20 protein-coding genes are annotated in these 22,312 nt (G+C 60.9%); 15 read left to right on the forward strand and 5 right to left on the reverse strand.

Annotated features, from left to right (window positions below; genetic code table 11):
* Positions 1–7: 7 nt before the first annotated feature.
* Positions 8–460, reverse strand: coding sequence for a phosphomannose isomerase type II C-terminal cupin domain (locus tag NW826_RS05120; RefSeq protein WP_414337358.1), 453 nt, complete (start codon positions 458–460; stop codon positions 8–10).
* A gap of 365 nt (positions 461–825) precedes the next feature.
* Between NW826_RS05120 and NW826_RS05125 the strand changes: the two genes are divergently transcribed.
* A complete protein-coding gene (locus NW826_RS05125; protein ID WP_414349148.1) occupies positions 826–1,158 on the forward strand; it encodes a hypothetical protein in 333 nt (110 codons plus the stop codon).
* Here the strand turns inward: NW826_RS05125 and NW826_RS05130 are convergent.
* Entirely contained in the window at positions 1,130–2,467 is a 1,338-nt protein-coding gene (locus tag NW826_RS05130) for a protein kinase domain-containing protein (RefSeq protein ID WP_414509600.1), read from the reverse strand. The two genes, NW826_RS05125 and NW826_RS05130, sit on opposite strands and share 29 nt — an antisense overlap.
* A gap of 164 nt (positions 2,468–2,631) precedes the next feature.
* Here NW826_RS05130 and NW826_RS05135 point away from each other — a divergent pair, with 164 nt between their 5' ends.
* The 9 genes from NW826_RS05135 (at position 2,632) to NW826_RS05175 (ending at position 12,785) form a co-directional block, all read left to right on the forward strand.
* Positions 2,632–2,790 (forward strand): hypothetical protein, encoded by a 159-nt coding sequence (locus NW826_RS05135; protein WP_414509601.1) that lies wholly within the window; start codon positions 2,632–2,634, stop codon positions 2,788–2,790.
* An 81-nt stretch (positions 2,791–2,871) separates the two neighbouring features.
* On the forward strand, positions 2,872–4,113 hold the full coding sequence (locus NW826_RS05140) for a hypothetical protein (protein WP_414509602.1): 1,242 nt from the start codon (positions 2,872–2,874) through the stop codon (positions 4,111–4,113).
* Between the two features lie 5 nt (positions 4,114–4,118).
* Positions 4,119–4,598: an NUDIX domain-containing protein gene (locus NW826_RS05145; RefSeq protein ID WP_414509603.1), complete on the forward strand. Its 480-nt coding sequence runs from the start codon at positions 4,119–4,121 to the stop codon at positions 4,596–4,598.
* A 544-nt stretch (positions 4,599–5,142) separates the two neighbouring features.
* Positions 5,143–6,213 carry a response regulator gene (locus NW826_RS05150; protein WP_414333991.1) on the forward strand — a complete coding sequence of 357 codons (1,071 nt, stop codon included), beginning with the start codon at positions 5,143–5,145 and terminating at the stop codon, positions 6,211–6,213.
* A 47-nt stretch (positions 6,214–6,260) separates the two neighbouring features.
* A complete protein-coding gene (locus NW826_RS05155; RefSeq protein WP_414333990.1) occupies positions 6,261–6,626 on the forward strand; it encodes a response regulator in 366 nt (121 codons plus the stop codon).
* Positions 6,627–6,732: 106 nt separating this feature from the next.
* A complete protein-coding gene (locus tag NW826_RS05160; protein ID WP_414333988.1) occupies positions 6,733–7,266 on the forward strand; it encodes a chemotaxis protein CheW in 534 nt (177 codons plus the stop codon).
* Between the two features lie 40 nt (positions 7,267–7,306).
* On the forward strand, positions 7,307–9,544 hold the full coding sequence (locus NW826_RS05165; RefSeq protein ID WP_414509604.1) for a methyl-accepting chemotaxis protein: 2,238 nt from the start codon (positions 7,307–7,309) through the stop codon (positions 9,542–9,544).
* Between the two features lies 1 nt (position 9,545).
* A complete protein-coding gene (locus NW826_RS05170; RefSeq protein WP_414509605.1) occupies positions 9,546–12,299 on the forward strand; it encodes a response regulator in 2,754 nt (917 codons plus the stop codon).
* 3 nt (positions 12,300–12,302) lie between these two features.
* On the forward strand, positions 12,303–12,785 hold the full coding sequence (locus tag NW826_RS05175; protein WP_414509606.1) for a hypothetical protein: 483 nt from the start codon (positions 12,303–12,305) through the stop codon (positions 12,783–12,785).
* On the opposite strand, the gene NW826_RS05180 is transcribed toward NW826_RS05175, so the two are convergent.
* A complete protein-coding gene (locus tag NW826_RS05180; RefSeq protein ID WP_414509607.1) occupies positions 12,761–13,294 on the reverse strand; it encodes a hypothetical protein in 534 nt (177 codons plus the stop codon). The genes NW826_RS05175 and NW826_RS05180 overlap by 25 nt on opposite strands.
* A gap of 171 nt (positions 13,295–13,465) precedes the next feature.
* Between NW826_RS05180 and NW826_RS05185 the strand changes: the two genes are divergently transcribed.
* Positions 13,466–14,452: an acetyl-CoA carboxylase carboxyltransferase subunit alpha gene (locus tag NW826_RS05185; protein ID WP_414337353.1), complete on the forward strand. Its 987-nt coding sequence runs from the start codon at positions 13,466–13,468 to the stop codon at positions 14,450–14,452.
* Here the strand turns inward: NW826_RS05185 and NW826_RS05190 are convergent.
* Complete coding sequence (locus NW826_RS05190) at positions 14,349–16,193, reverse strand: phospholipase D-like domain-containing protein (protein ID WP_414509608.1); 1,845 nt, start codon at positions 16,191–16,193, stop codon at positions 14,349–14,351. The two genes, NW826_RS05185 and NW826_RS05190, sit on opposite strands and share 104 nt — an antisense overlap.
* 121 nt (positions 16,194–16,314) lie before the next feature.
* On the opposite strand from NW826_RS05190, the gene NW826_RS05195 reads away from it, so the two are divergent.
* The 3 genes from NW826_RS05195 to NW826_RS05205 all read left to right on the forward strand — a co-directional run bounded on the left by NW826_RS05195 (position 16,315) and on the right by NW826_RS05205 (position 18,876).
* Positions 16,315–16,482 carry a hypothetical protein gene (locus NW826_RS05195; RefSeq protein ID WP_414333977.1) on the forward strand — a complete coding sequence of 56 codons (168 nt, stop codon included), beginning with the start codon at positions 16,315–16,317 and terminating at the stop codon, positions 16,480–16,482.
* A 262-nt stretch (positions 16,483–16,744) separates the two neighbouring features.
* Positions 16,745–18,259, forward strand: a complete 1,515-nt coding sequence (locus NW826_RS05200; RefSeq protein ID WP_414341538.1) for a YcjF family protein — start codon at positions 16,745–16,747, stop codon at positions 18,257–18,259.
* Between the two features lie 263 nt (positions 18,260–18,522).
* The gene (locus NW826_RS05205) at positions 18,523–18,876 is read left to right on the forward strand and encodes a DUF6464 family protein (protein WP_414335851.1); all 354 of its coding nucleotides are present in this window, start codon (positions 18,523–18,525) and stop codon (positions 18,874–18,876) included.
* On the opposite strand, the gene NW826_RS05210 is transcribed toward NW826_RS05205, so the two are convergent.
* Entirely contained in the window at positions 18,873–20,327 is a 1,455-nt protein-coding gene (locus tag NW826_RS05210; protein ID WP_414367649.1) for a BCD family MFS transporter, read from the reverse strand. The two genes, NW826_RS05205 and NW826_RS05210, sit on opposite strands and share 4 nt — an antisense overlap.
* A gap of 315 nt (positions 20,328–20,642) precedes the next feature.
* Here NW826_RS05210 and NW826_RS05215 point away from each other — a divergent pair, with 315 nt between their 5' ends.
* Positions 20,643–22,109 (forward strand): hypothetical protein, encoded by a 1,467-nt coding sequence (locus NW826_RS05215; protein WP_414349157.1) that lies wholly within the window; start codon positions 20,643–20,645, stop codon positions 22,107–22,109.
* Positions 22,110–22,312: the final 203 nt, after the last annotated feature.

A 22,312-nucleotide genomic window follows, 5' to 3' on the forward strand; every position in this document is an offset into this window, starting at 1 on the left:
GCCAAGCTCAGGCTTTTGCCGGTTGCCCACCGTTGGCGCGGGCGTAGTCGTCGCTGAAGCGGACGATGTCGTCTTCGCCCAGGTACTGGCCGTTTTGCACCTCGATGATCACCAGGGGGATGACGCCGGGATTTTCCAGGCGGTGCTTGGTGCAGGGGGGCACGTAGGTGGACTGGTTGGTGGTGATCAGCCGCTCTTCATCGCCGCAGGTAACTTTGGCGGTGCCGGCAACGACGATCCAGTGTTCGCTGCGGTGGTAGTGCATCTGTAAGCTGAGGCGATGCTTGGGCAGCACCACAATCCGCTTGATTTTGTAGCCGGGGCCCTCTTCCAGCACCGTGAAACTGCCCCAGGGACGAGTTTCAGTATTGCTCTCGATCAGCCTGTTGAGGGTTTCGGCAGAAAGGAAAGGCGAGGGCTTTTCCAGGGAGGCCGGGTTGGCATTGGGGGTTTCCAGCATGGGATGCTCTCCTTAGGGCTTACCTTCAGCTTATCTCACGTAGCTTGGGGATAGGGTGTAAACTCCCGCCTGCCGGAGAGCAGGCGGCTGTGGGCGCTGCCACTGGGCCGCGTCTAAAAGAGTAGATTGGAAACCCAGAAGCCCCAAATTGACAATTTGTCGTCCACCCCCAACTCCTTCCCCCGCCCCCAAAGCCGGGAGAGGGATGCGATTTTTTGAATTGCGGAGGAAAACTTGCTATGTTCGGTCGAGCCTTGAAAAGCGGGAACCGAAGGTCACACCGATGGCCTTGGGTTTGCGGGCTGCTGCTGTTGTGTTGGCTGGGATTGGGCGGGCCGGCGTGGGCTGTGAGTTTGGGGGATCCCTTGCCGGAGTGGGCTAAGTCTATGCAGGTAGGGCGGCAGCGGCTACGGGGCGTGGAGCACTACCAAGGCCAAGAGCAGATCCGGGCCTACGGCAACCAGGCGGGGCGGGTGTTTTGGATTCAAATCGAAAGCAGTGCCGACCTGCCGCCGGATCCCCGGCAGTACCTGGGAGAGTACCAGGCGTTTCCAGCCGAGGTCATCCAGGTGGTGCCGCTGCGGGCGCGGCGGTTGCGCTTCCAGCAGGGAAATCGCAGCGCCGAATGGCAAGTTGTGGGCATGAGCGGCCACTTTGAAGCCGAGGCATTTAGCCACGATCTCGCCCGGCAGCCGTGATTTCCATCTCTTCCGGTTCTACAAGCACCGGCTGCCGCGAGGGTCGGGCGCATTCGGCCAGCAGTTGCCTGTATAGGGGCCGGATCTCATCCAAGAGGGCTTGGGCGGTGGGGTAACGGGCATCTGCATCGGGGGTAACCATGCGCTCCAAAATGGCCAGCAGGCGCGGATCCCCGAAGCCGAAGGGAATGGCTTCGGCCAGGGGTTCGCCGATCCGCGGCAACGTCCCCATAGACATTTCTACGGCCACCCGACCAAGGGCGAAAATATCGCTGTTGAAGCGGGGGCAGCCAGACAACTGTTCAGGAGGAGCATAATCGCCGGTGCCGATGAAGACGCCAGAGAAGGGATCTTGGCCAGGCGGGCCATCAATGTGCTGGATGGCACCGAAATCAATCAGGGTGAAATGGGTGCGTTTGTCTCGTCGGGTTTGGATGATATTCGAGGGTTTGATATCGCCGTGGATGACGCCATGCTGGTGGACAAAGACGAGGATCTTGAGGAGTTCACAAAGGAAGTGGGCGGTCTGGGCCGGCGACCAGATCACCCCCCGGTTGGCATGCTGCCGCAGCGAGGATCCCCGGACAAAATCTTGCACCGTGTAGAACTGCCCGTCTTCTTCAAAGTGGGCCAATAGCTTGGGAATGTAGGGATGATGGCCCAGCTTCTCGAGGATTTGCGCTTCCCGCTCAAAGGCTGCCCTGGCAATTTCCGCTATCTTCTCGTGCTCTTCTGTTCGGTCTTTGTCTTCTTTATCGTCCATGTGTCGCAGGCGCTTGACCACGCAGAGCGGGTTGCCAGGACGATGGGTATCGCGGGCCAGGTAGGTTTGGCTGAAGCCGCCGATGCCGATCAAGCGTTCCATTTGGTAGCGCCCCTTGCCAACCTGGTTGGGTTGCTTGGCAGTGCCAGCTCGCCGGGCTGCGCCCAGAGCAATTTGAGAGCGAATGCGGGCCAGCACCACCTCAGGAAGGAAAGGTTTGGTGAGGTAGTCATCTGCCCCTAGGTCAAAGGCGGCCACCATGGCCGCTGCATCGTTGTAGCTGGAGAGGATCAGCACCGGCAACTCCAAGCGGGAACGAGCCGAGCGGATCCTCTGCAACAGCTCCAGCCCATTCAGCCCCGGCAGCACCAACTCCATCAGCACCAGATCTGGCGATTGATGAATGATGGCTTCCAAAGCCTTGATGTTGTTTTGCGCTGCAAAGACGCTGTATCCAGCTTGCTCAAGGCTGCGTTTCAACTGCTGGCTAACCGCGGGATCCCTGTCCACCAGCAGAATTTTGCCAAGCTGTTTTGCAGAGGTCATCACAAGCGCCCGCGCAGCTCTGAGCTGAGTATATCCAATAACGGCGGGGATACGGGAATGCTGCGATTGCCAGGCCGTAGGGGATCCCCAACTGCCGTCCTTGCTAGGATTGGGGGGTGGTTGGTGTTGTGGCTATGGAGATAAATGAGGTCTGGAAGACCTTTTTGAGCAATCCTGTTCCTTTTTGTGGTGGCTTCCTGAGCGGCCTGCTGCGTTTGGATGTCAGGCAAGATCCCCTGCGCAGTTGGCTGGAGTCGCAGGGCTTGAGGGTGGAGAATTCGCCCGCCCCCACCCAAGGCCCCCAGTCCATTTCCATCGAATAGAGGTACCAGGGATCCCTTTGGAGGGTTTTCTCTGGGGTCTGGGCGGCGTCCCCGTTTAGTAGGGTGAGCTGAGGTAAGCCAATGTCCCCTGGACAGTCCGAACTCAGGAGATGGCGACGGCCGGGATCCCTTCGAGGCTGCGGCTACCTCGGCGGGATTGTCTTCCTGCTAACAGGGCTGGTTGCCCCGCCGTCTTGGGATCCGGCTTTGGCCCAGTCGGATCCCGCTGCTCCCCCAAGCTCCGAGCTGGATCCCCAAGCTTGGCTGCAGCGCTTCAACACTGCTCTAAAGCAATTGCCGCCGCTGCCCAACTTGCAGTACCGCCAGCAGGTGCGGGTGGAGGGATCCCAAACCTTCACAGCCACCTTGGATGTGCTCCGCCGCCGCGACGGCAGTTGGCAGGCGTGGGTAGCTGAAGGGGACCGCATTCGCCTGTTGGATTCGCGGCAACTGGAGGTGGTGAACCAATCGGACCTGCTCAAGCTGTATTCGGTGTACGTGAGCCGGCCCGAAGCGCTCCTGCCCTCGGTGAGTTTTGAGCTAGAGGCTGATCCCAGCCGCTACCGCGTCGTCTCCTCAGAACGAGCAGATCTGGCGGGATCCCCTGTCCAGCACTTGCGCCTGGAGCCCCTGCAGGAGGGCCAGTTGCGGGAGCTGTGGCTGGAGCCGGAGTCAGGGCTGCCGCGGCAGGTGCTCTTGTTTTTGTCAGGGGTGTGGGGGCAGGCTTATGTCCTCATGGGGTTTACGGCAGTGCCTGCTCCCCAGGGAGGCGCCCGTTACTGGCTGCCGGAGAGCAGCCGCATCAATGTGGGCTATGGGTTTTGGACGCTGGAGGGCCTGACCCGCCGCGTGTTCAGGGGATCCCTTGCCATCCGGCACGACTACCAGGACTATCGCCTTCTGCCAGAGGGGGTGCAGTTGCGCTTTTTGCCCTCACAGCCGCCGCTGGATGCACCGCCGGTGGTGGCCGGTCTGCCGGAGAGCAGTCCCCAACTGGAGCTGGGAGAGGTGCGGCCCTTAGGAGTGGACGAGCGGGGGAACCAGCAATTTAGCATTGGCCTGGGCAGACGCACCGCCGCAGAGACCCCCTTGGAAGACCGCATCGCCGCCTTTAACCTCACCCGACCGGCCAGCCGCAATGCCCTCACCCAGATCGATACCTTGGCCTTCTTGCCATTAGGCGACAGCCAGTTGCCGATCTATCTCTTTCAATTCGACACCGGTCGCCCTCTCTCGCCCCTGCAAGGGGTGGAGCGCCCGCGGGTGGATCCCAACGGGGTTTTTGATCCCAAGCCACCTGCCATCAAACTCTTTGGAGACTAGCTCCCATGCTGACCGATGCTGCCTACGGCGTGATCCCGGTGCTGCCCCTCCCGCCCGCCCAGGGATCCCACCTCTACCTGCTCATCCAGCACCAGAAAGGGCATTGGGCCTTCCCCAAAGGGCACAAAGATGAGGGCGAAAGCGACCTGGCCGCAGCCCAGCGGGAGTTGCGCGAGGAAACCGGCCTGACCGACTACCAGCTTCTGACCCTGCCCGGCCAGCCCGACCCCCTGACGCTGCAGGAGGCCTACACCTTTACAGATCCAGAGGGGAACGCGGTGGCCAAGACCGTTACCTACTACGTGGCCCTGCTGCCGCCCCAGTTTCCTCCCCCTCAGCTGCAGGTACAGCCGGAGGAGGTGACCACCTACCGCTGGTGCTCCTACCCCGAAGCCTTGGAGCAGATCAGCTTTGAAGAAAGTCGGCAACTGCTGCGCCGCTGCCAAGCCTATCTGGAGCCGCTTTGGAAATTGGAGAGCATCTAAGTTCCGTATGTTTACGGAAGAGATTTATTCGGATTACTTCTATATTGTCTTGCGTCTTGCAGGCTTTCCGTGGACAGTTTCCGCGGAAGAAAACCGCCAGACGATCTGAAGGTTAATTCTCATTTGTGACGATCGACTGGTGATCCCCAGTCATCGATAACCTACTCTGTAAAACCTACTCTAAGTTTCGTGCAGCCTTGGCCCGTTCTGTTAGGCTCGGTTCAAAAGGGGTTGTCTGGGTCGGAGCTGTGCTTGAACTTGAATCGTATTCTTGAAAACATTCTCGCGCCGACTTGTGAGTGGAGCATAGAGTTTCACCGATATTGTCAATCTCAGCGCAGAAAATTGCCCAAGCATGTCCTCTCCGCCGATGAATTGCCCCAACGTCTGTACGCAAGTCTCTGACCATTTGCTGAAGGTGGAGGCTGGTTTCACAGGGGTTGTTCGGTATTGCAGTGCTCTGGACAGAAGCGAGGAGCTGGACACTTGGTCATTGGTGTTCCACCAAGGTCGTCTGGGATTTGCACACCACAGCTTCGAGCCTTTGGAGCGACTGGACCGCCACCTGCGTCGGCTCAGCCATCAAGTTTTTTCTCTGACCCGCCAAAATTGCCTGCGTATCCATAGGCAGGTGGAAGCGCTGCTGGCTCAGGAGACGGGACCTCTGCCCGCAGACCTTCTGGGGCTGAGTTGGATGGTGACGGAACAACTGCTGCCTTGGGAAGCTGCGCGTCGGCTGAACACCTGGATCAGCGAGGAGGTGCTGCAAAATCTGTTGCTGGTTCCAACCAGCTTTCGGCAGGAGATCATCCCGTTGGACACGGTGCCCACCCTGGGTCAGTGGGAGGTGGGATCCCTGCTCGATCTGACCCAAAAGCGGCTACAGGCTTGGCAATCTTTGGGGCCTGAGATCACCTCCCCCTACCAACGGCCCTACTTTGCCAGCCGGGCTCAGGCAGAACGCCTTCCCGCCGAGCAACAGGAACGTCTGGGCCGGTTGCTGAAGGGGTTTAGCTTCCGCCAGTTGAGCGCTCTTCTCGATCAAGACGACCTGCGGATCGCTCGCCGCCTACATCCTTTGATCCAAGCCGGCATCCTTGTCCTACGGGATCCCCAGCCCCCCTTTGATCGGCTGCCCAAAACCTACGCGGCCAGGCTTGAGACAGAATTGCAGCCCTCAGAAACCCCCACCGTGCCTCTCCAACTGGCCAACGGGCTTGCGGATCTGGGCCCATCCCCCCCAGTCTCGAAAACCTGGGTTGTGGCTTGTATTGACGACAGTGAAGCCATGCTCAGCGAGCTGCAGCGGTTGCTGGAAGGGCACCACTTGGTCATCCACACCATCAGCGACTCTTTGAAAGCCTTGATGAAGCTGACCACTCTCAAGCCGGATCTCATCCTGCTGGACGTGGGCATGCCCAACGTGGACGGTTACCAATTGTGCAGCCTTATCCGCAAGTCCTCTGTACTCAAAGATGTGCCGGTGGTGATGGTTACGGGCCACAAAGGCCTGATCGATCGGGTTAAGGCGCGCTTGGCCGGTGCTACCGATTACCTGACCAAGCCCTTTCGGCAGGAAGAATTGCTGCAGATGGTGTTTCGCTATCTTACCTAGGGGCACCTTAAGCTTACGGTGGTTGAAAAACAAAGGAGTTGTCGATCATGGTGAAAGTTTTGGTGGTGGAAGATGTGGCCTCGGAGCGCCAGCTCATCAGCGATTACCTGCGGGCAGAAGGCTATCAAGTGGTGGCAGTGGCCAGCGCCCAAGAGGCATTGCAGCAGATCCGCAGCGACAAACCCGATGTGGTGCTGACGGACTTGGTCATGGAAGGCATGAGCGGGCTGGAGTTGTGCCGCCAAATCAAGAAAAACCCGGAGACCCAAAAGTTGCCCGTTGTGGCCTGCACTTCTAAAAATCAAGAGCTGGACAAACTCTGGGGCATGAAGCAAGGGATCGACCTTTATCTGACCAAGCCTTTTAGCCGCGAGGACATTGTGCGGGCCGTGAAGTCGGTGGTGCTGAGTTGAGTCTCGGGATTTTTTGCAGCGAATCTCCCTTGCTGAGTCCAAGTTGCGGTCGTGGTTCTGGGGTGCAGTCTGGTTGGGCCTTAGACGTTGCAGAGCGAGAGCAAAGATGCTGGCGACCTCTTTTTCTTCCCAAAGCTCTACTGCCGTCCGCACCGGAGAATTGTACTTACATCTCCAGTTGGGGGTGGACTGTCGGGCCCTTTTGCCCATGACAGTTGCCCAGGAAGTGCTAATTGTTGCCCCACAGCACTTTACTCTTCTCCCCAACCAGCCCGCATGGGTGCTGGGCTTGTTCAACTATCGCAACCGCATCCTCTGGGGCGTGGATCTGGGACAGTTTCTTGGCCTGGAGCCTTTGGACGTTGGGCAGCCCGAATACCATCTGGTGGTGATGCGCCCAGAATGTGGGGGGCTGGGCCTGGCTGTGCAACAAGTGAGGGGGGTGGCTCGAGTGGTCAGCCAGCAGATCCAGCCTCTAGCAGAAGCTCAACCCGTCCAAGATAGGTTCCGGCTGGATAGTCTCTGCGACTGTTGCAGTGGTTTGGTCTGGGAAAAGGAAAAGGAAGAGACTCTCTGGGTACTCAGCCCCCTTGCCATTCTCCAAAGGCTCAACTCGGCCTATTCCCAAGCCAATCCTTGATCCCTCTCAACCGTTTTCTCCTAGCTATAGGTAAAACCCTATGGTCTCCTTCCGTCCCCTCTTCCTCAAGTTGGCCCCCTCTTCTCGACCCCAGGGTAAAGTCGCCGGATCCCGTCTGGCTCTGGCGATCAGTCTCCCGCTGGGCATCAGCTCCCTGTTGTTTGCCGTTTCTGCCGGCAGCGTAGCCCGCACCTACTTCGATTTCGAGCCTTCCATCTCGCGGCAGTTCACCCTGCAAAACCTGAGCGATCAGGTGATCTATTTGGATGAAGTCTTGACCATGTCTGCCCGCATGGCTGCTGCCAGCGGGGATCTGTCCTGGGAAGAGCGCTACAACCGCTATGTACCTCAGTTGGATAAGGTGCTGGCGGAGATTCAGCGATTGGATCCCGCTTCTTACGAGGCCTACGCAGCCAAAACGACAGAAGCCAACATCAAACTGGTGGAGTGGGAGGTGCAGGCTTTTGACTTGATTCGAGCCGGCGAGCAAGAACGCGCCTTTGACCTGCTGCACAGCCCCGAGTACGAAGAGCAAAAGCGCATCTACGCCGAAGGGATCAACCAAACCCTGGAGGCCATTCGCGGCAACATTCAGAGCAGCGTCCGGCTCTACGAGCGGGATCTGTTGGGGGCTTTGATCCTTTCGGCTACCAGCTTCCCGATCCTGCTGGTTAGCTGGGGGATCATCTTGATCCTGGTGCGCAACTTTGTGCGGGAACGCAACGCCATCTACGAGCGACAAGTCTCCGATACCCGGCTGGCCCAACGGTTTGCCGATATTGCCCGGATTCGCCAAGAGCAAGAGCTGATCGATCCCCTGAGCGAGCTGTTGGGCGAGATGCGTCAGCGCTTTGGTGCCCAACGAGTGGCCTTCTATCGCCTGACCGCTCCCGAAGAGGCGCAGGTTATTGCTGAATCCTGCGACAGCAGCCTGCCTGACACCTTGGGCACCTTCCTCCGCCGGATCCCGGCTCCGCTCCAGCAGGCTCTCCACAGTGGGCAAGTTTACGCTTTTGGCCCGGTGCCTGGGGTAGACCTGGGCGCCGACCACCTGCAGATGTTGGGCACAATCCAATTAAAAGCCGAGATGGTGGCGCCGGTGGTACGTGGCGATGAGCTTTACGGTTTTTTGGCCGTAGGCCGCGCCCAAAGCCAGAGCTGGTCTGACGAAGACCAGAAAAACCTGGCCGAGCTGGCCAACCGCCTGAGTCAAGCTTTGGGTAACCTGGGGGCGCTGGAGCAAAAGGCCGTGGCCGCCCAAGAACGAGAGCGGTCGGAAGCGCTGCAAAGAGAGCTGCTGCAGCTTATTGGCGAGGTTACAGAGGCCTCGCGGGGAGACCTCACCGTGCGGGCGCAGCTAACCGCCGGACAGGTTGGCATCATGGCAGACTTTTTCAACGTCATCATCGAGAGCTTGCGCGACATCGTGATTCAAGTGCAGCAGGCTGCCGGGCAAGTCAACCAATCGATTGGCCGGGACGAGGCAGCCATTCGCGAGCTGGCCGAGGCGGCTCTCCGGCAGGCCATCCAAATTGAAGAGACCTTGCGCTCTGTGGAACAGATGACGCTCTCGATCCAGGAGGTGGCCGATAAGGCCCAGCAGGCTGCCACAGTAGCTGAGTCTGCTGCCACTACGGCTACCGACAGCAGCTTGACCATGGATCGCACGGTACAGAACATCCTGCAACTGCGGGAGACGGTGGCCGAAACGGCCAAGAAAGTGAAACGGCTGGGGGAATCTTCCCAGCAGATCTCCAAGGTGGTGTCCTTGATTAACCAGATTGCCCTGAAAACCAACCTGTTGGCCGTAAACGCCAGCATTGAGGCGGCCCGCGCCGGGGAAGAAGGGCGGGGTTTTGCGGTGGTTGCCGAAGAGGTGGGGGCTCTGGCCGCCCAGTCGGCGGAGGCCACCCGCGAGATCGAGCGCATCGTGGAAGGGATCCAACGGGAGACCAGCGAAGTGGTGCAGGCGATGGAAACCAGCACCGGCCAGGTGGTGGAAGGCACCCGCCTGGTGGAAACAGCCAAGCAGAGCCTAGGGCAAATTGTGGAAGTCTCGCGGCAGGTGAACCAACTGTTCCAGGCCATCGCCCGCTCCACCGAGGCCCAGGTCGACACCTCCCAAACGGTGCGGCAGTTGATGCAGCAGATCGCCAACATTGCCGCCCAAACGGCGTCAGCTTCGCAACAGGTGGCCAACTCTCTCCAAGCTACGGTGGCGGTTGCCCGTCAGCTACAGGCTTCGGTGTCCACCTTCAAGGTGGGGGAGGCAGTCTAGTATGGAGCCAAATCCCGATGGCCTCGACCCGCGCGAATGGCTGGTGAGGCTGCAGTTTTTGGAGGAGGCCCAGACTTACCTCAACACCCTGGAGACAGAGGTAGTGGGGCTGGGATCCCGGCAGTTGGATCGCCCCCGTTTGGATCGCCTGCTGCGGGCTGCCCATTCCATCAAGGGTGGGGCGGCGATGATGGGGTTTTCGGCGCTCAGCGACCTGGCCCACCGCCTGGAGGACGGCTTCAACATCTTGCAGGTGGATCCCCAAAAAGCCAAGCCCGCAGTAGAGCGTACCCTGTTGGCGGCGTTGGATTGCATGCGCCAAATTGTCCAGCGCCACCAGCAGAGGCAGCCGTTGCAAGAAGACTGGCTGAGGGAGAAAGTGGAGCCCATCTTCCAGCGGCTGCGGGAGCAGGTGGGGGAGTTGCGGCCGGAAGATACCGCGCAGGTGTTGGCTGCAGAAGCCGGGGGCGATATCCGGGTACTGCTGTTTGAAACGGAGGTGGAAGCCTGCCTGCAGCGGCTGGAGGGAGTTTTGGCCGCGCCCGACCAGCCCTGTCTGCGGGAGGAGTTTCTCATCGCTGCCCAAGAGCTGGGGGCGCTGGGGGAAATGTTGGATCTGCCTGCCTTTGTCAGCTTGTGCAGCTCGGCAGCCCAGGCTCTGGAAGCGCTGCCGCCAACTGAGAAAGAGCAGGTGTTGCCCGTTGCTCAGGCGGTTTTACAGGCTTGGCGACACTCGCAGGCCCTAGTGCTGGTGGGCCAGACGAATCTTCTCCCCAGCTCCTGGGATGCGGCAGAGCCTCCGGTCTCCTCCGCAGCAGAAGCCCCTCCCCCCCCAGGGGCCACTGCCGAGCTGCCGGATGCAATTCCAGCCAGGGCCAAAAGCCCCGCTGAGATGCTACGGGTGCCGGCTCGCCCTCTAGAACAGTTGGGGGAGCTGTTGGGAGAGCTCACGAGTGAGCGCAACCGCCTCAACAGCCGCCTGCAGCGGCTGCGGGAGCTGGCCAACTTGTTCAAACAGCGGGTTCGCACCCTAGAAGAAACCAACAGCCGCCTGCGCAGCAGCTACGACCGCGTCGCCGCCACTGTGCCCGCCTCTCTGCTATCACAAGCAAGGGATCCCGGCCTGACCCTGGTCGATACCTTTGACCTCTTGGAGATGGATCGCTATGGGGAGCTGCACCTTTTGGCCCAAGAGATGATGGAGACCATCGTGCAAATTGACGAGGTTACCGCCGATATCGACACCACGCTGCAGGAGACCGAGGGCAGCGCCCGCCAGCTCAGCCGCCTCTCCCGGCAAATGCAAATGCGTCTCGACCAGGTGCGCATGCAGCCGCTGTCGGATTTGACGGATCGCTTTCCCAGGGCACTGCGGGAGCTGAGCTTAGCCCATGGCAAGCCTGTGGAGCTGCGGGTTCTGGGGGGATCCACCCTAATCGAGCGTTCGATTTTGGAAGCTTTGGCGGATCCCTTGTTGCACTTGGTGCGCAACGCCTTCGACCACGGCATTGAAGATCCGGACACCCGCTTGGCTCGGGGCAAGCCGGCCAAAGGGCTGATTGAAATTGCCGCCAGCCAACGGGGCAACCGCACCTTCATTACGGTACGCGACGATGGAAGAGGGATTTCTCTGGACAAGGTGCGTGCCCGGGCCTTGCAAATGGGCTTTTCTGCCGCCGACTTGGATCAGGCTTCCAAGGAGGAGCTGCTTGAGCTCATTTTCCAGCCGGGCTTCAGCACCGCCGAGCAAGTCAGCGAGCTCTCGGGGCGGGGGGTGGGTTTGGATGTGGTGCGCACCAACTTGGAACAAATTGGGGGGCAGGTTCAGGTGGAATCTAGGGCGGGGGAGGGTACGCTGTTTACCCTGACTCTGCCTCTTTCCCTGAGCGTCAGCCGCGTGCTGCTAACAGAGTGCCGGGGGTTGATGTTGGCCTTTCCGGCCAACGCAGTGGAAGAGGTGCTGCTGGCTCCTGAGCTTCCTGCCGATGCCTTCCTTTGGGAGGGAGAGCAGGTTCCTTTGATCCCCGTAGGGCGTTGGTTTCGCTTTGCCCGCTGGCAGCCTGTCCAGGAAATGGATGGGACCCCCCTCCTCGACCGACCTGTGGTGCTGTTGGTGGCGGAAGGCAACCAGCCCTACGGTCTGTTGCTGGATCGGTTCTGGCGGGAGCAAGAGGTCACCCTGCGTCCGGTGGAGGGAGGTCTGCCTCTGCCGCCGGGGTTCTCTGGCTGCACCGTTTTGGCGGATGGGCGAATGGCCCTTTTCGTGGATCCGCCTGCCCTCCTAAGCTGGCTGCTGGCCCAGCGGGATCGGCCCTGCTGGCCAGCAAGGGATCCCCTTCCCCAGTCCAGGTTTGCCGCCCAGCCCCATCTGCTGGTGGTGGAAGATTCAGTTAACGTGCGCCGCTTCTTGGCCATAACCCTGGAAAGGGCGGGGTTTCGGGTTGAACAAGCCCGCGACGGACAAGAGGCTTGGGAACGGCTTGAGAAAGGAGTTCCCATCCAAGCGGTGATCAGTGATATCGAAATGCCGCGGCTGGATGGCTTTGGCTTGTTGGCCCGGATTCGTGGCCACTCCCTGTATAGCCAGCTCCCTGTGGTCATCCTGACTTCCCGCAGCGGCGAGAAACATCGCCAATTGGCCCAACGGCTGGGAGCCAGCGCCTATTTCTCCAAGCCCTTTCAGGAACAGGAGCTGATCCAACAGTTACGGGATCTGCTGCAGCCGGCCCCGCCGATATTGTCGGTAGCGAGGTAGACCATGGCCCTCCTCTCTCCTCTGCGCTTGCGCCGTCTGGCCCGCCAGGAGCACCTGAGAAACCAGCAAACCTTGATTACCTTTCAACTGAGCTCCTACTGTTTTGGTCTACCCATTGAACGGGCGCGACGGGTTTTGGCCTGGCAAGACTTTCAATCTGTTCAGGAGGACGGCCTTGAGCTTTTGGATACCAGCCGTCTATTGCTGGGCCGCGGGATCCCGTTTCTGCCCCAGGGAGTTCTGTTGCTGCAAGCGGGCAGTTGTGAGGACGGCCCACCCAATCAGGTCGATAACTCGAAAACGATGGCCATGCCCCTTCCCAGTCAGCCAATCCTGCGCCGCCTAGCTGCTTCTCAGGTACAACCTCTCCCCAGCCGCTACGCCGCCCAAGGCCGCCAACGAGGCATTGTGGGATGGATCCCGCCCGCCGAGGGTCGGCTCCCCCTGTTGGTGTTTGACCCTCATCTTTGGTCTGCCCGTCCCTGAGCGGGGATAGGGGGTAGCTCCAGTGCCGGGTTCTCGACGCGGGCTAGCTCCCAACGGTAGGGATCCCGCCGCTGCCAGTCCAGGCGGAAGGGCTGTTCCAGCGCGTTTACCTGATCCCGCGTCAGGTTGGCCAGAGGGCCGCCGGATCCCTCAATAATAAACCAGAGGGTGGCTTGGCCTTGCTCCCCAGGGCCGAGCTGCACCTGTAGCTCTTGAGGCCGGATGCGCAGGCGCAAAAACTGGCCGAAGACCTCGCGGCTGTAGGCCAGTGCCTGCTCTTTGTCCAAGCCCCAGCCATCGCGATAAGTGTCGGCCACTAAGTTTTCTACTTGGGCCCAATCTCGCCGTTCTACAGCTTGCAGCAACCTCTGGGTGTGGACTTGGATTTGCCGCTCCGGCTGGGCGTAGTGCCAAAAGGCGCCCCCTGCGATGGCCAGGACGACAGATCCCACCACCACCCAGCGCAGCCAGGGGGGAAGAGGTGCAGAGGAGTGGGAGGAGGAAAACACAGGTTTGAGCGGAGCCAGAAGAGGGCCTTCTCTAGCTTAGAAAATCCGGATGTGAGAAGATAGCGCTACGCGCCGCCATGCGAGTGGCTCCTGGCCTTCAGCAGCCTACCACCTCAAAAGCTGTGACCCGCATCAGACTCACACTTTAACTCAAGGTTACTTCAACTGCTCATGACCAAAGCTACCGACCGACTGCTGCTGGAGTTTGAGCAGCCTGTTGCCGCCCTCGAACAGCGCATCCAGGAAATTCGGGCCTTGGCCGAAGAAAACGACATCGACGCCTCCGAGCAGATTCGCCAGCTGGAGGCCAAAGCCGAAGAGCTGCGCCGCGAGATTTTCAGCCAGCTTACGCCTGTCGAGCGGCTGCAGGTGGCCCGCCATCCCCGCCGCCCCACCACCTTGGACTATGTGCAGACCATCTGCGACGACTGGTTTGAGCTGCACGGGGATCGCCACGGCCAAGACGATCCGGCCATCGTCGGCGGCCTGGCCAAGCTGGGGGATCAGCCGGTGATGATCCTGGGCCACCAAAAAGGCCGCGACACCAAAGACAACATCCACCGCAACTTCGGCATGCCCAACCCCGCCGGCTACCGCAAGGCGCTGCGGCTGATGGAACACGCCCACCGCTTTGGCCTGCCGCTCTTGACCTTTATCGATACGCCGGGGGCCTATCCGGGAGTCAAGGCAGAGGCTGAGGGCCAAGGGGAGGCCATCGCCACCAACCTGCAGACCCTGTTTCGGCTGGAGATCCCCATCATCTGCACTGTCATCGGCGAAGGGGGATCCGGAGGGGCTTTGGCCATTGGCGTTGGGGATCGCATCTTGATGTTTGAGCACGCCGTTTATTCGGTGATCTCGCCGGAAGGCTGTGCGGCCATCCTTTGGAAAGATGCCAAGAAAGCGCCCCAAGCCGCCGCCGCCCTGCGCATTACCGCCCAGGATCTGCTGCAACTGGAGGTGATCGACGAGATCTTGCCAGAGCCGGTTGGCGGCGCCCACCGCGCTCCTCTGGAAGCTGCCCAGACCCTAAAGGAGGCGCTCCTACGACATCTCAAGGAACTTTCTGCCCTGAGCGGGCGGGAGTTGCGGGAGGAGCGCTACCAAAAGTTTCGTCGTATGGGAGCTTTTCTGGAGCTGGCTCAGGAGACCAGGTGACCCGATCCCGCAGTTGCTCAATCCGGGCCGGGCCGATGCCCTTGACCCGCTGCAGATCTTCCAAGGAGGAGAAGGGGCGGGCCTCGATGATGCGCTGCGCCAGGCCTGGGCCAATGCCGGGCAACTGCTCCAGCTCCGCTGCGGTGGCGGTGTTTAAGTTCACGCGAGAAGATTGCGGGGTAGCCGGCTGGGAAGGGGATCCCCTGTCAGGAACGAAGATCGCCTCGACTTCCAGCAGCTCCGGCTCTGCTTCCGATGGGGAGAGGGCAACGGGGACAGGGCTGGGGCAGAGGCGGGCTCTCTCTTCCGCCTGTTGCTGCAGGCGGCGGCTGGGGCCAAAGCGGGCCTCGGCAAGGAGCCGCTCGAACTCGCGCACAAAGTGATCCGCTACCCGCTGGTTGCGGATGATCAAGAGGTTTTCGTCGTTGAGGTGGTTGGCCGCCACCGACCAATTGTGGGATCCGGTGATCACCGTGGCCTGGGGGGTGCCGGGGTCAACGATGGCGAACTTGTGGTGCAGTTTGTCTCCCGGAGCGAGGTTGGGCACGCCCACAGAGGAGGCGGGCACTGTCCAGGGCAGGCGGGCCGCGTCCACCCGGCAGTTTTCGTCGGGGAGCAGCAGCCCCCACATCTCTAGGGTGCGGCTGTAGTCACGAAAGGCAAAGCCAGGGTCAAACAGGCCGCGAATTTCTACGTTACGCTCCTGGCGCAGTTGCCTGAGCTGGTTGGCAATGCCTGAGTCGGTAAAGACAAACAGAGCCAGATCCACCTGCTGCCGCGCTTGGGCCAGGGTGGCCGCGATGAGGCCGTTGGAGGTGGCCTCATAGGGCAGGGAGCGGCTGGCAGGGGAAAAATGCACCCCCACGATGGCATCGTCAAGGTAAACCGTCTCCAGGGGGCGCCTGAGCTTTTGCACGCCAAAGCGGCTGTCGGGCGATCCCCCTGGCCCATCCCCCCACATGAGGTTGAATTCCTCGGTGTAGATGCGGGCCAGCTCGGGGCTATCGAGCAGCAGTAGGTGATTGGCGTTGCCCACACTGCCGGGGGCATCGAAATCCCCGTGAATATCGGAGAGGGTAAAATTGGCCGACCCGGTCAGCACCCGCTGCCCGTCGATAATCACAAACTTGTGGTGCATCAGGCCGCTGCCCTTGGAGCCGTTGGCGGTGTCATCCAGCCAGGGCACTTGCCCCCCATCGAGCAGGGCATAGACATCCCGGCTGGCGATCTCCTCAGGGGAGAACTGTCCGTCCCGGTTCACATCCACCAGGTGGCGGTACTCTTCGAACTTTTGACGGCTGCGCTCGTCCAGCGCCCCCACTTCGGCAGGGGTGAGCTGGTGCCAGGCCCGCACATAGGTGTTTTCGGTAATCACCCGCACCGGGATCCCGGCCTGCCGCCGCTCGGCCAGGGCTTGGGCAATGAGAGGCAGGTTCAGCTCCTGCACCGCCACATCCACCGACTGCCGGGCAGAGCGAATCTGAGAGATAATCAACTCCTCTAGGTTGTAGCCGTAGCGATAGACCTGGCGATAGGGATCTCGATAGGTGCTCTCGCGGCTTTGGTTGAAGGCCACCCGGATGCGGGGGTGCTGCGGCAGAGGGGCCAGGGTGGGCAGCTCTGGCTCTTGGGGATAAGGTCGGGGGCCTACCCAGTAGCCAATTGCCACCAGGAGCAGCAGCAGGGCAGCCCAGGGCAGCCAACGCCGCAGTTGCCGCCGCCAAGATGGGATCCCGTTCATCATCTCTCCAGACCTCACACCCCCTCAGGATACAAAAACTTCCAGACATCCTTGGCTGGGCCGCAAGTGGTCGTTTCGGGCATCATGGGTAGGGATAGGCAGTTGACGGGGGAGGCGCAGCGTGGAACGGCCTAAGTGGGTGGCTATTGTTACGGGAGCTTTGGCCATTGCCCTGGGGGTGGGCTACTTGCTCCTGGTGCAGCTACTGGACTACCGGGGGGGTGAGTTTCTGCCGGCGCCGCTGGAGCCGCCGGCGGTTTTGGCGGGGATCCCTGGCCGCTTGGGCTGAGGACGCTCTCCAGTGCCTGCCTCTCTCGTTGATTCCCTAGCTGGGGTCAGCCGTCCCTGCGCCGGCTCACCCGAAAAAATTGTATGCTCAGCTACACTAAGCCCTATGCTAAAGAAGAGGCTGCGGCTCCAGCTTGCGCCGGGGTTGCCAGCGGAGAGGGTTCAGCCGTCCTGAATTTGCGATCGCTTCTCTCACCTTTGTAGACCTCTGGATAGATCTTCAGAGCTTCTCTAGAGATCAGGCTCCGTTCCGGATCGGGCATTTGGGCAAGCTGTGGGTTGGCATGGTGCTGTCGCGCTCCACGTGGCTGTGGTTATTGACGGGGCTGGGCTTGGCGGCTCTCAGCCAATACCTGCAATGGGTTAGTGGCATCTACAGCTTTGTTGCTCCCTATTCGGTGCCGCTGGCAGATCTGCTGGTGGCCGGCATCCTGGGAGGAACGGTGGCGGCAGGGCTGGCGGTGCAGCACTGGTGGCAACAGGCTCGCCAACAGCAGAGGGATCCAACCCCAGGCAAACGGCGGGTTAAGTTGACCCGGGATCAGGTGCAGGCGGATCTGCAGGATGTCGATCGCCTCATCCAGAAGCTGCAAAACGACATCAGCCGTCGCGCCTTGCAAGCCAAGATGCAGGAAATCGACCGGCGGCTGGCCCAGGAGGAATTGCACCTGGTGGTGTTCGGCACTGCCTCTGCCGGCAAAACTTCTCTGATCAACGCCTTGATGGGGCAGCCTGTGGGGGAAACCGCTCCCACCCTGGGCACTACCCAGCAGGGATCCATTCACACCTATCAACTGGAGGGCTGGAGCGGCCCCATCTCCCTCACCGATACCCCTGGCCTGCTGACCATCGGCGGCGCCGGCGAGGCAGAAGCGCGCGCCCTGGCCCAGAAGGCCGATCTGCTGATCTTGGTGGTGGCCGGGGATCTGCTGGCCTCGGAATATGCCGAGCTGCTGGAGCTGGCCCGGCTGGGGAAATCCACCATCCTGGCCCTCAACAAGACGGATCAAATGCTGCCGGAAGAGGTGGAGATCATCTTGGCCCACCTGCGCCAGCGCACCGCCGGCGTCATCCCCCCTGAGCAGGTGGTGGCCATTGCTGCCGACCCAGAGCCCTTGAAAGTCCGCTACTGCTTTCCAGACGGATCCCGGCAAGAAACCTGGGAGCCACAGCCCCCCGATACTGCCGCCCTCATCCAGCAGATGGCCCGCCTGCTGCAGCAAAAGGGATCCCATCTGCGCCTGGCCAACGCCCTGTTGCAGACCCAAACCCTGGGCGAGGCCGTCCAGCAGGCTTTGCGGGAAGAGCGCCACCAACAGGGTCGCCGGATCGTGGAACGGATGCAGTGGGCGACAGCTGCTGCCTTGGCCGTGACCCCTCTTCCGGCTTTGGATGTGCTGGCGGGGGTGGCCATCCAGGCGCGCATGATCGGCGAGCTGCATCAGGTGTTCGATCGCCGCATCACCCTGCAGCAGGCCCAGCAAATGGCCCACAGCCTGGCCCAAATGATCGTGCAGCTAGGAGGACTGGAGCTGGCCACCCAGGCCCTGGGCTCTGCCCTCAAAGCCAGCCCCTGGATGCTCATGGGGATCCCCCTGCAGGCGGCCAGCGGGGCCTACCTGACGCGGGTAGCGGGGCTCAGCTACCTGGAGTGGCTGCAATCGGGGGATCCCTGGCAGGAGGAGATTCTGCAAGAGCGGCTCAAGCAGCAACTCCACAACCGTCATCCGCTGGCTTTTCTCACCCAACTGGCTCGCCAAGCCCGCTCCAACATCTAGTCATTATCAAACAGCAATGAAACAGTTTGTTACGTCTCTAGCTCCCCTCTCCCAAAGGGAGAGGGGCTGGGGGTGAGGGTGTCCCTCTGGGAGAGGGGCTGGGGGTGAGGGGGCAAAGCGTCTCAATCTTGTTTGAAACGACTGTAAAGTCTGTACTAACTGTAGTCGGTGTTGCTGGGAAAAGCGGCACAGGTTTTATCATGGGTCAGACCCAGTCCAGCATTCTCAAGTCTGCTGCCCCAAACTGACTTCCTTGGCGCCCTATGTCTTCCATCAACCCGACCTTGCCCATTCAGTGGATCGATGCAGATTCGGGAGAGGTGGTGGAGGAATGCCCCTGGGAGAGCAGCCCCCATCCGGGCACCTACGTTCAACTGGCGGAGCAGCACTATTTGGTTTTGGAAAAGCGCCACTCCTACCAATTGCGGCAAGGCAAATATCACCTCTGCGGCATCCGCGCTCTGGTGCGCCCCGTGAGTTCCCCGCCTGAGGTTGGCCAATTTCTAGGGGATCCCTCCTGTCGGTTCAACGCCCACTCGCCGCTGCTGCGCTGCGCCGTCAACCCCAGCGGGCCCTGCCAGGGCTGCCCCCACTACGAGCCGGCCCAGCGGCGTTAGCCTTCCAGCTCCAGCGCCAGCACCTCGGTCAGGGCGCGGCTGGTTTTCTCCCGGAACTCGGTTACGCTCACCCGTCCCAGCAAATACACCGCCAGCAGCATCACCGCCGCCTCCACCCCGAAGACAGTGGCGTAGGAGAGGACGGGGGAAGAGGGAAAGAGAATCCGCCCCAGATCCAGCAAGGCGCCACCAATGAGGGTAGAGAGCGCCTGCGACATGGCCTGTGCCAGGCCCCAGGCTCCAATGAAGGTGCCGGCGGTTTCTGCTGCCGTCAAGTCCAACATTAGGCTAATGGCGCCGTTGGTGGTGATCCCGGAAGCCAGGCCAAACAGGATCATGCACAGTTGCAACATCGCTGGCTCACCCGTAAACCCTGCCAAAATGGTCAACCCAAAGGAGATCGCCACCAGCAGGCAGCCCAGCCGAGCCGTTGGCTGCTTGCCCAGCCTGGGCACGATCAGAAATCCGGTCACCACAATTCCCGCCAGAACGCCCAGGCTCCAGAAGGCGTTGAGCTGGGTGCTTTGGGATACGGTCATGCCGAACACCTCGCCGCCATAGGGCTCCAGAACCGGCTGCTGGATAAACAGGCCCATGGTCATCAGAACCAAAAAGCCAAAGAAGATCAGGGTTTGGCGGCTGGCGGTGAGCACCTTGAGGGCCGTGCCCAGGGTGATCTGGTCTTCCCGCCCGGCCAAGGTGGAACGGGATCCATAGCGGGAATAGCGTTCTTCCACCCCCCAGGTGGCGATCACCCCCAGCAGGATCACCACAGCAGGAATAACAATGAAGAGGCGGTTGATCGTGCTCTGCAAGTTCTCGGGATCCAGGCCGCGCAGCAGCACTGCCGAGCCAATTGCCCCGCCGGCAATGCCCACCATCAGCATCGACCAGACAATCCCCACCAACTGGGAGCGGTTGTGCTCATCGGAAACATCCACCAGCAGCGCCGCAAAGGGCGTGGAGCAGGCGCTCAGGCAAAGCCCATAAAGAGCAAACATCAAGGCGGCGAGAGCAATCCAACCGTAGGTGGCCAGCGACCAACCGCTACTGGCAAAGCTCTGCCCCAAACCCCACACCACCTGCACCGCCAAGAAGATGCACAGGGCAAACAGCACCGAGCCCAGGCGCACATAGCCGCTGCGGTGCGTCCCAAACAAAGGCTTGGCATCGGAAAGCTGCCCAAACCAGACGCGGGCCGGGGAAACCAACTGGTGCATGGCCAGGGATCCCCCCACCACCGTGGCCGGGATGGCCAAGAGATCCAGGTCGATCATGACCCGGTTGAGCACCCCCAGCGTCAGCAGCGACATCATCCCCAGGCCCATCTGAAATAAGCCTAGGCGAAACATGACGGGCAAAGGCAAGGGAGGTGCCGAAGGCTGAGACTCTTGGGCAAGAGTCGAGGCAGCCGACAAGTTGACCTCAGGATCCCGTTGGATGCTAGCCATGATTGACAAAGTTGGCAAAGGCGCTACAGCTTCTCATCGTAGCCCAGCCAACCCCGGATCCTGAAAAGAAGGAGAGGCCCCAACCCAATCCTGTCTGAGGGAACAAAGCTGAGCCTTAAATCTTTCCGCGCCGGGGTTTCTCTACTACACTGACAACTGACCTGGTGCCAAGCGAAACGAGCCTTCGGGCCGCGGCGCTCGGCAGTTGCAGCCCTTGCACAGACAACAAACCCAATCTCGATCTTGTTTGAGACCGAGAGGCAAATCCATAGACAACTTTCGCTCAAGTCGGCGAAGAATTTCCCCGGCAACCTTATGGCTGACGCAGTTCCAGTTCGTCGCTACGACCTGTTTGTGCAAGCCTCGCGGCTGCTGCAGCGCTATCGGCAGTTGACGCCGGAACTGCGTCCGGTGGGAGTGGAGGTGGCGCTGGCCATCCAGTACCATCGCGCCCAGGCCGGCTCGGGATCCCTTCTGCCGGCGGTGGGATCCCCCCATGGCCTGCCTCTGCAGCAGGTGGCCCAGCGCATTTGCGATCCCTTCTACAGCAAAGTCCACCCCCTGCTGCCCACCCTGCCGGAGACGGGGGAGCCCTTGGTGTGGCCCTTGTTCAACCAAGGGGAAAATGGCCTTGTCCAGCCCCTGGCGCCAAGCAAAGTGGGCGGCAAACTAGCAGAACGGCGCTGGCTCAAAGCTTGTAACAGCCAGGAGGGCATTGGTTGTCATGCCCTGGCAGCCCATCTGTGGCAGGACGAGCGTTTTCTGGCCGAAGACCGGGATCTGTGTCCCTTTCGCCTCTACGACGGGCGCTACCCCTTGAGCGTGGATCAAGGGCGGCAAACCTGCGGCTTCGACGATCACCCTTGTGGCTGGCAACCGGGGCATCCCAAAATGCTGCAGGTGGTGGGCAAGGGCAAGCAAGCGGAGATTTTGCTCCCCCACTGGACCGAGGACATGTGGGCCATGCTCATCCCGCCCCATCGCCCCCTGCCCATCTATCCTCTGCTGGTGCTGCTCTACTTTGGCCAGGAGACTCTGCAGAAGGGGCGGAGCAGCCTTTCGGTGGAGCAGTTTCGCCTGGATTTTCAGTTCAGCCACTCTCAACTCAAGCTGTTGTTCAACACCCACCCTGAGCACCCTCTCAATCGCCATCTGCTCGCTTTGGCAGCGCAACCAGAGGTGGAGTGGGGATCCGCCGAGCTGTTGCCCCAGATGCCGCCCCTTCTCCATCAACCTGCCGGGGGTAAGGTGGTCTTGGATCCGGATGAGCCGCCCCAGTTTCGCAGCAGTGGGATCCCTTCCTGTGCGGGGACAGACCCGCTGATGGCAGAGCGTCGCCGTCGGCGTCAGTTGGAGCGCAGCGAGCGCCACAACGAGATCTTGCACCACTTTCGCCGCTGGTTCCGCCTGGCCGGGCTGGAGGTGCGGGAAGACCAGCACACGTTTGACTTTCTGGCGGTGGCAGATGGAAACCTGCTTTTGGCCGAGGTGAAATTGCTACACCACAAAGATGCGGCAGAGGCGCTGCAGGAGGTGGTGGGGCAATTATTCTATTACGAGCGCTTTGCCCTCACCCCCTGGATCGAACAGGGCTTCTCCGTCCAGAAGGCGGCCGTTTTCGATGGTCCGCCCCCGGATCCCTACATTCGATTTCTGGAAGACCTGGGCATTGCCACCTACTGGATCAACGAACAGCAGATGATCGACGGGCCGGAGAGCTCCTTGCGGCTGTTGCGCCAGATGGAAGTGCGGGTGCGACCGGATCCTGAGTTGGGAGATTAGCCTTTTTTTCGGCTCCAGCCTGACGGTCATTAGAGTCGTTTCAAGTAGCAATTCAAATAGCAATGAAATGTTTCTCTACGTCGTTATTTGGTACGCAACGCTGTCGCAAACGTGCCGGCAGCGCGGAGTGCGATCCCTAACTCCCCTCTCCCTTTGGGAGAGGGGCTGGGGGTGAGGGTGTCCCTTTGGGAGAGGGGCTGGGG

Source organism: Synechococcus sp. OH20, from assembly GCF_047502685.1.
GTDB lineage: Bacteria > Cyanobacteriota > Cyanobacteriia > Thermostichales > Thermostichaceae > Thermostichus.

Coding starts and splice junctions, on each gene's coding strand:
- NW826_RS05120 (WP_414337358.1), bottom strand. CDS start 460: ATGCTGGAAACCCCCAATGCCAACCCGGCCTCCCTGGAAAAGCCCTCG.
- NW826_RS05130 (WP_414509600.1), bottom strand. CDS start 2,467: ATGACCTCTGCAAAACAGCTTGGCAAAATTCTGCTGGTGGACAGGGAT.
- NW826_RS05140 (WP_414509602.1), top strand. CDS start 2,872: ATGTCCCCTGGACAGTCCGAACTCAGGAGATGGCGACGGCCGGGATCC.
- NW826_RS05145 (WP_414509603.1), top strand. CDS start 4,119: ATGCTGACCGATGCTGCCTACGGCGTGATCCCGGTGCTGCCCCTCCCG.
- NW826_RS05155 (WP_414333990.1), top strand. CDS start 6,261: ATGGTGAAAGTTTTGGTGGTGGAAGATGTGGCCTCGGAGCGCCAGCTC.
- NW826_RS05160 (WP_414333988.1), top strand. CDS start 6,733: ATGCTGGCGACCTCTTTTTCTTCCCAAAGCTCTACTGCCGTCCGCACC.
- NW826_RS05165 (WP_414509604.1), top strand. CDS start 7,307: ATGGTCTCCTTCCGTCCCCTCTTCCTCAAGTTGGCCCCCTCTTCTCGA.
- NW826_RS05170 (WP_414509605.1), top strand. CDS start 9,546: ATGGAGCCAAATCCCGATGGCCTCGACCCGCGCGAATGGCTGGTGAGG.
- NW826_RS05175 (WP_414509606.1), top strand. CDS start 12,303: ATGGCCCTCCTCTCTCCTCTGCGCTTGCGCCGTCTGGCCCGCCAGGAG.
- NW826_RS05185 (WP_414337353.1), top strand. CDS start 13,466: ATGACCAAAGCTACCGACCGACTGCTGCTGGAGTTTGAGCAGCCTGTT.
- NW826_RS05190 (WP_414509608.1), bottom strand. CDS start 16,193: ATGAACGGGATCCCATCTTGGCGGCGGCAACTGCGGCGTTGGCTGCCC.
- NW826_RS05205 (WP_414335851.1), top strand. CDS start 18,523: ATGTCTTCCATCAACCCGACCTTGCCCATTCAGTGGATCGATGCAGAT.
- NW826_RS05210 (WP_414367649.1), bottom strand. CDS start 20,327: ATGGCTAGCATCCAACGGGATCCTGAGGTCAACTTGTCGGCTGCCTCG.
- NW826_RS05215 (WP_414349157.1), top strand. CDS start 20,643: ATGGCTGACGCAGTTCCAGTTCGTCGCTACGACCTGTTTGTGCAAGCC.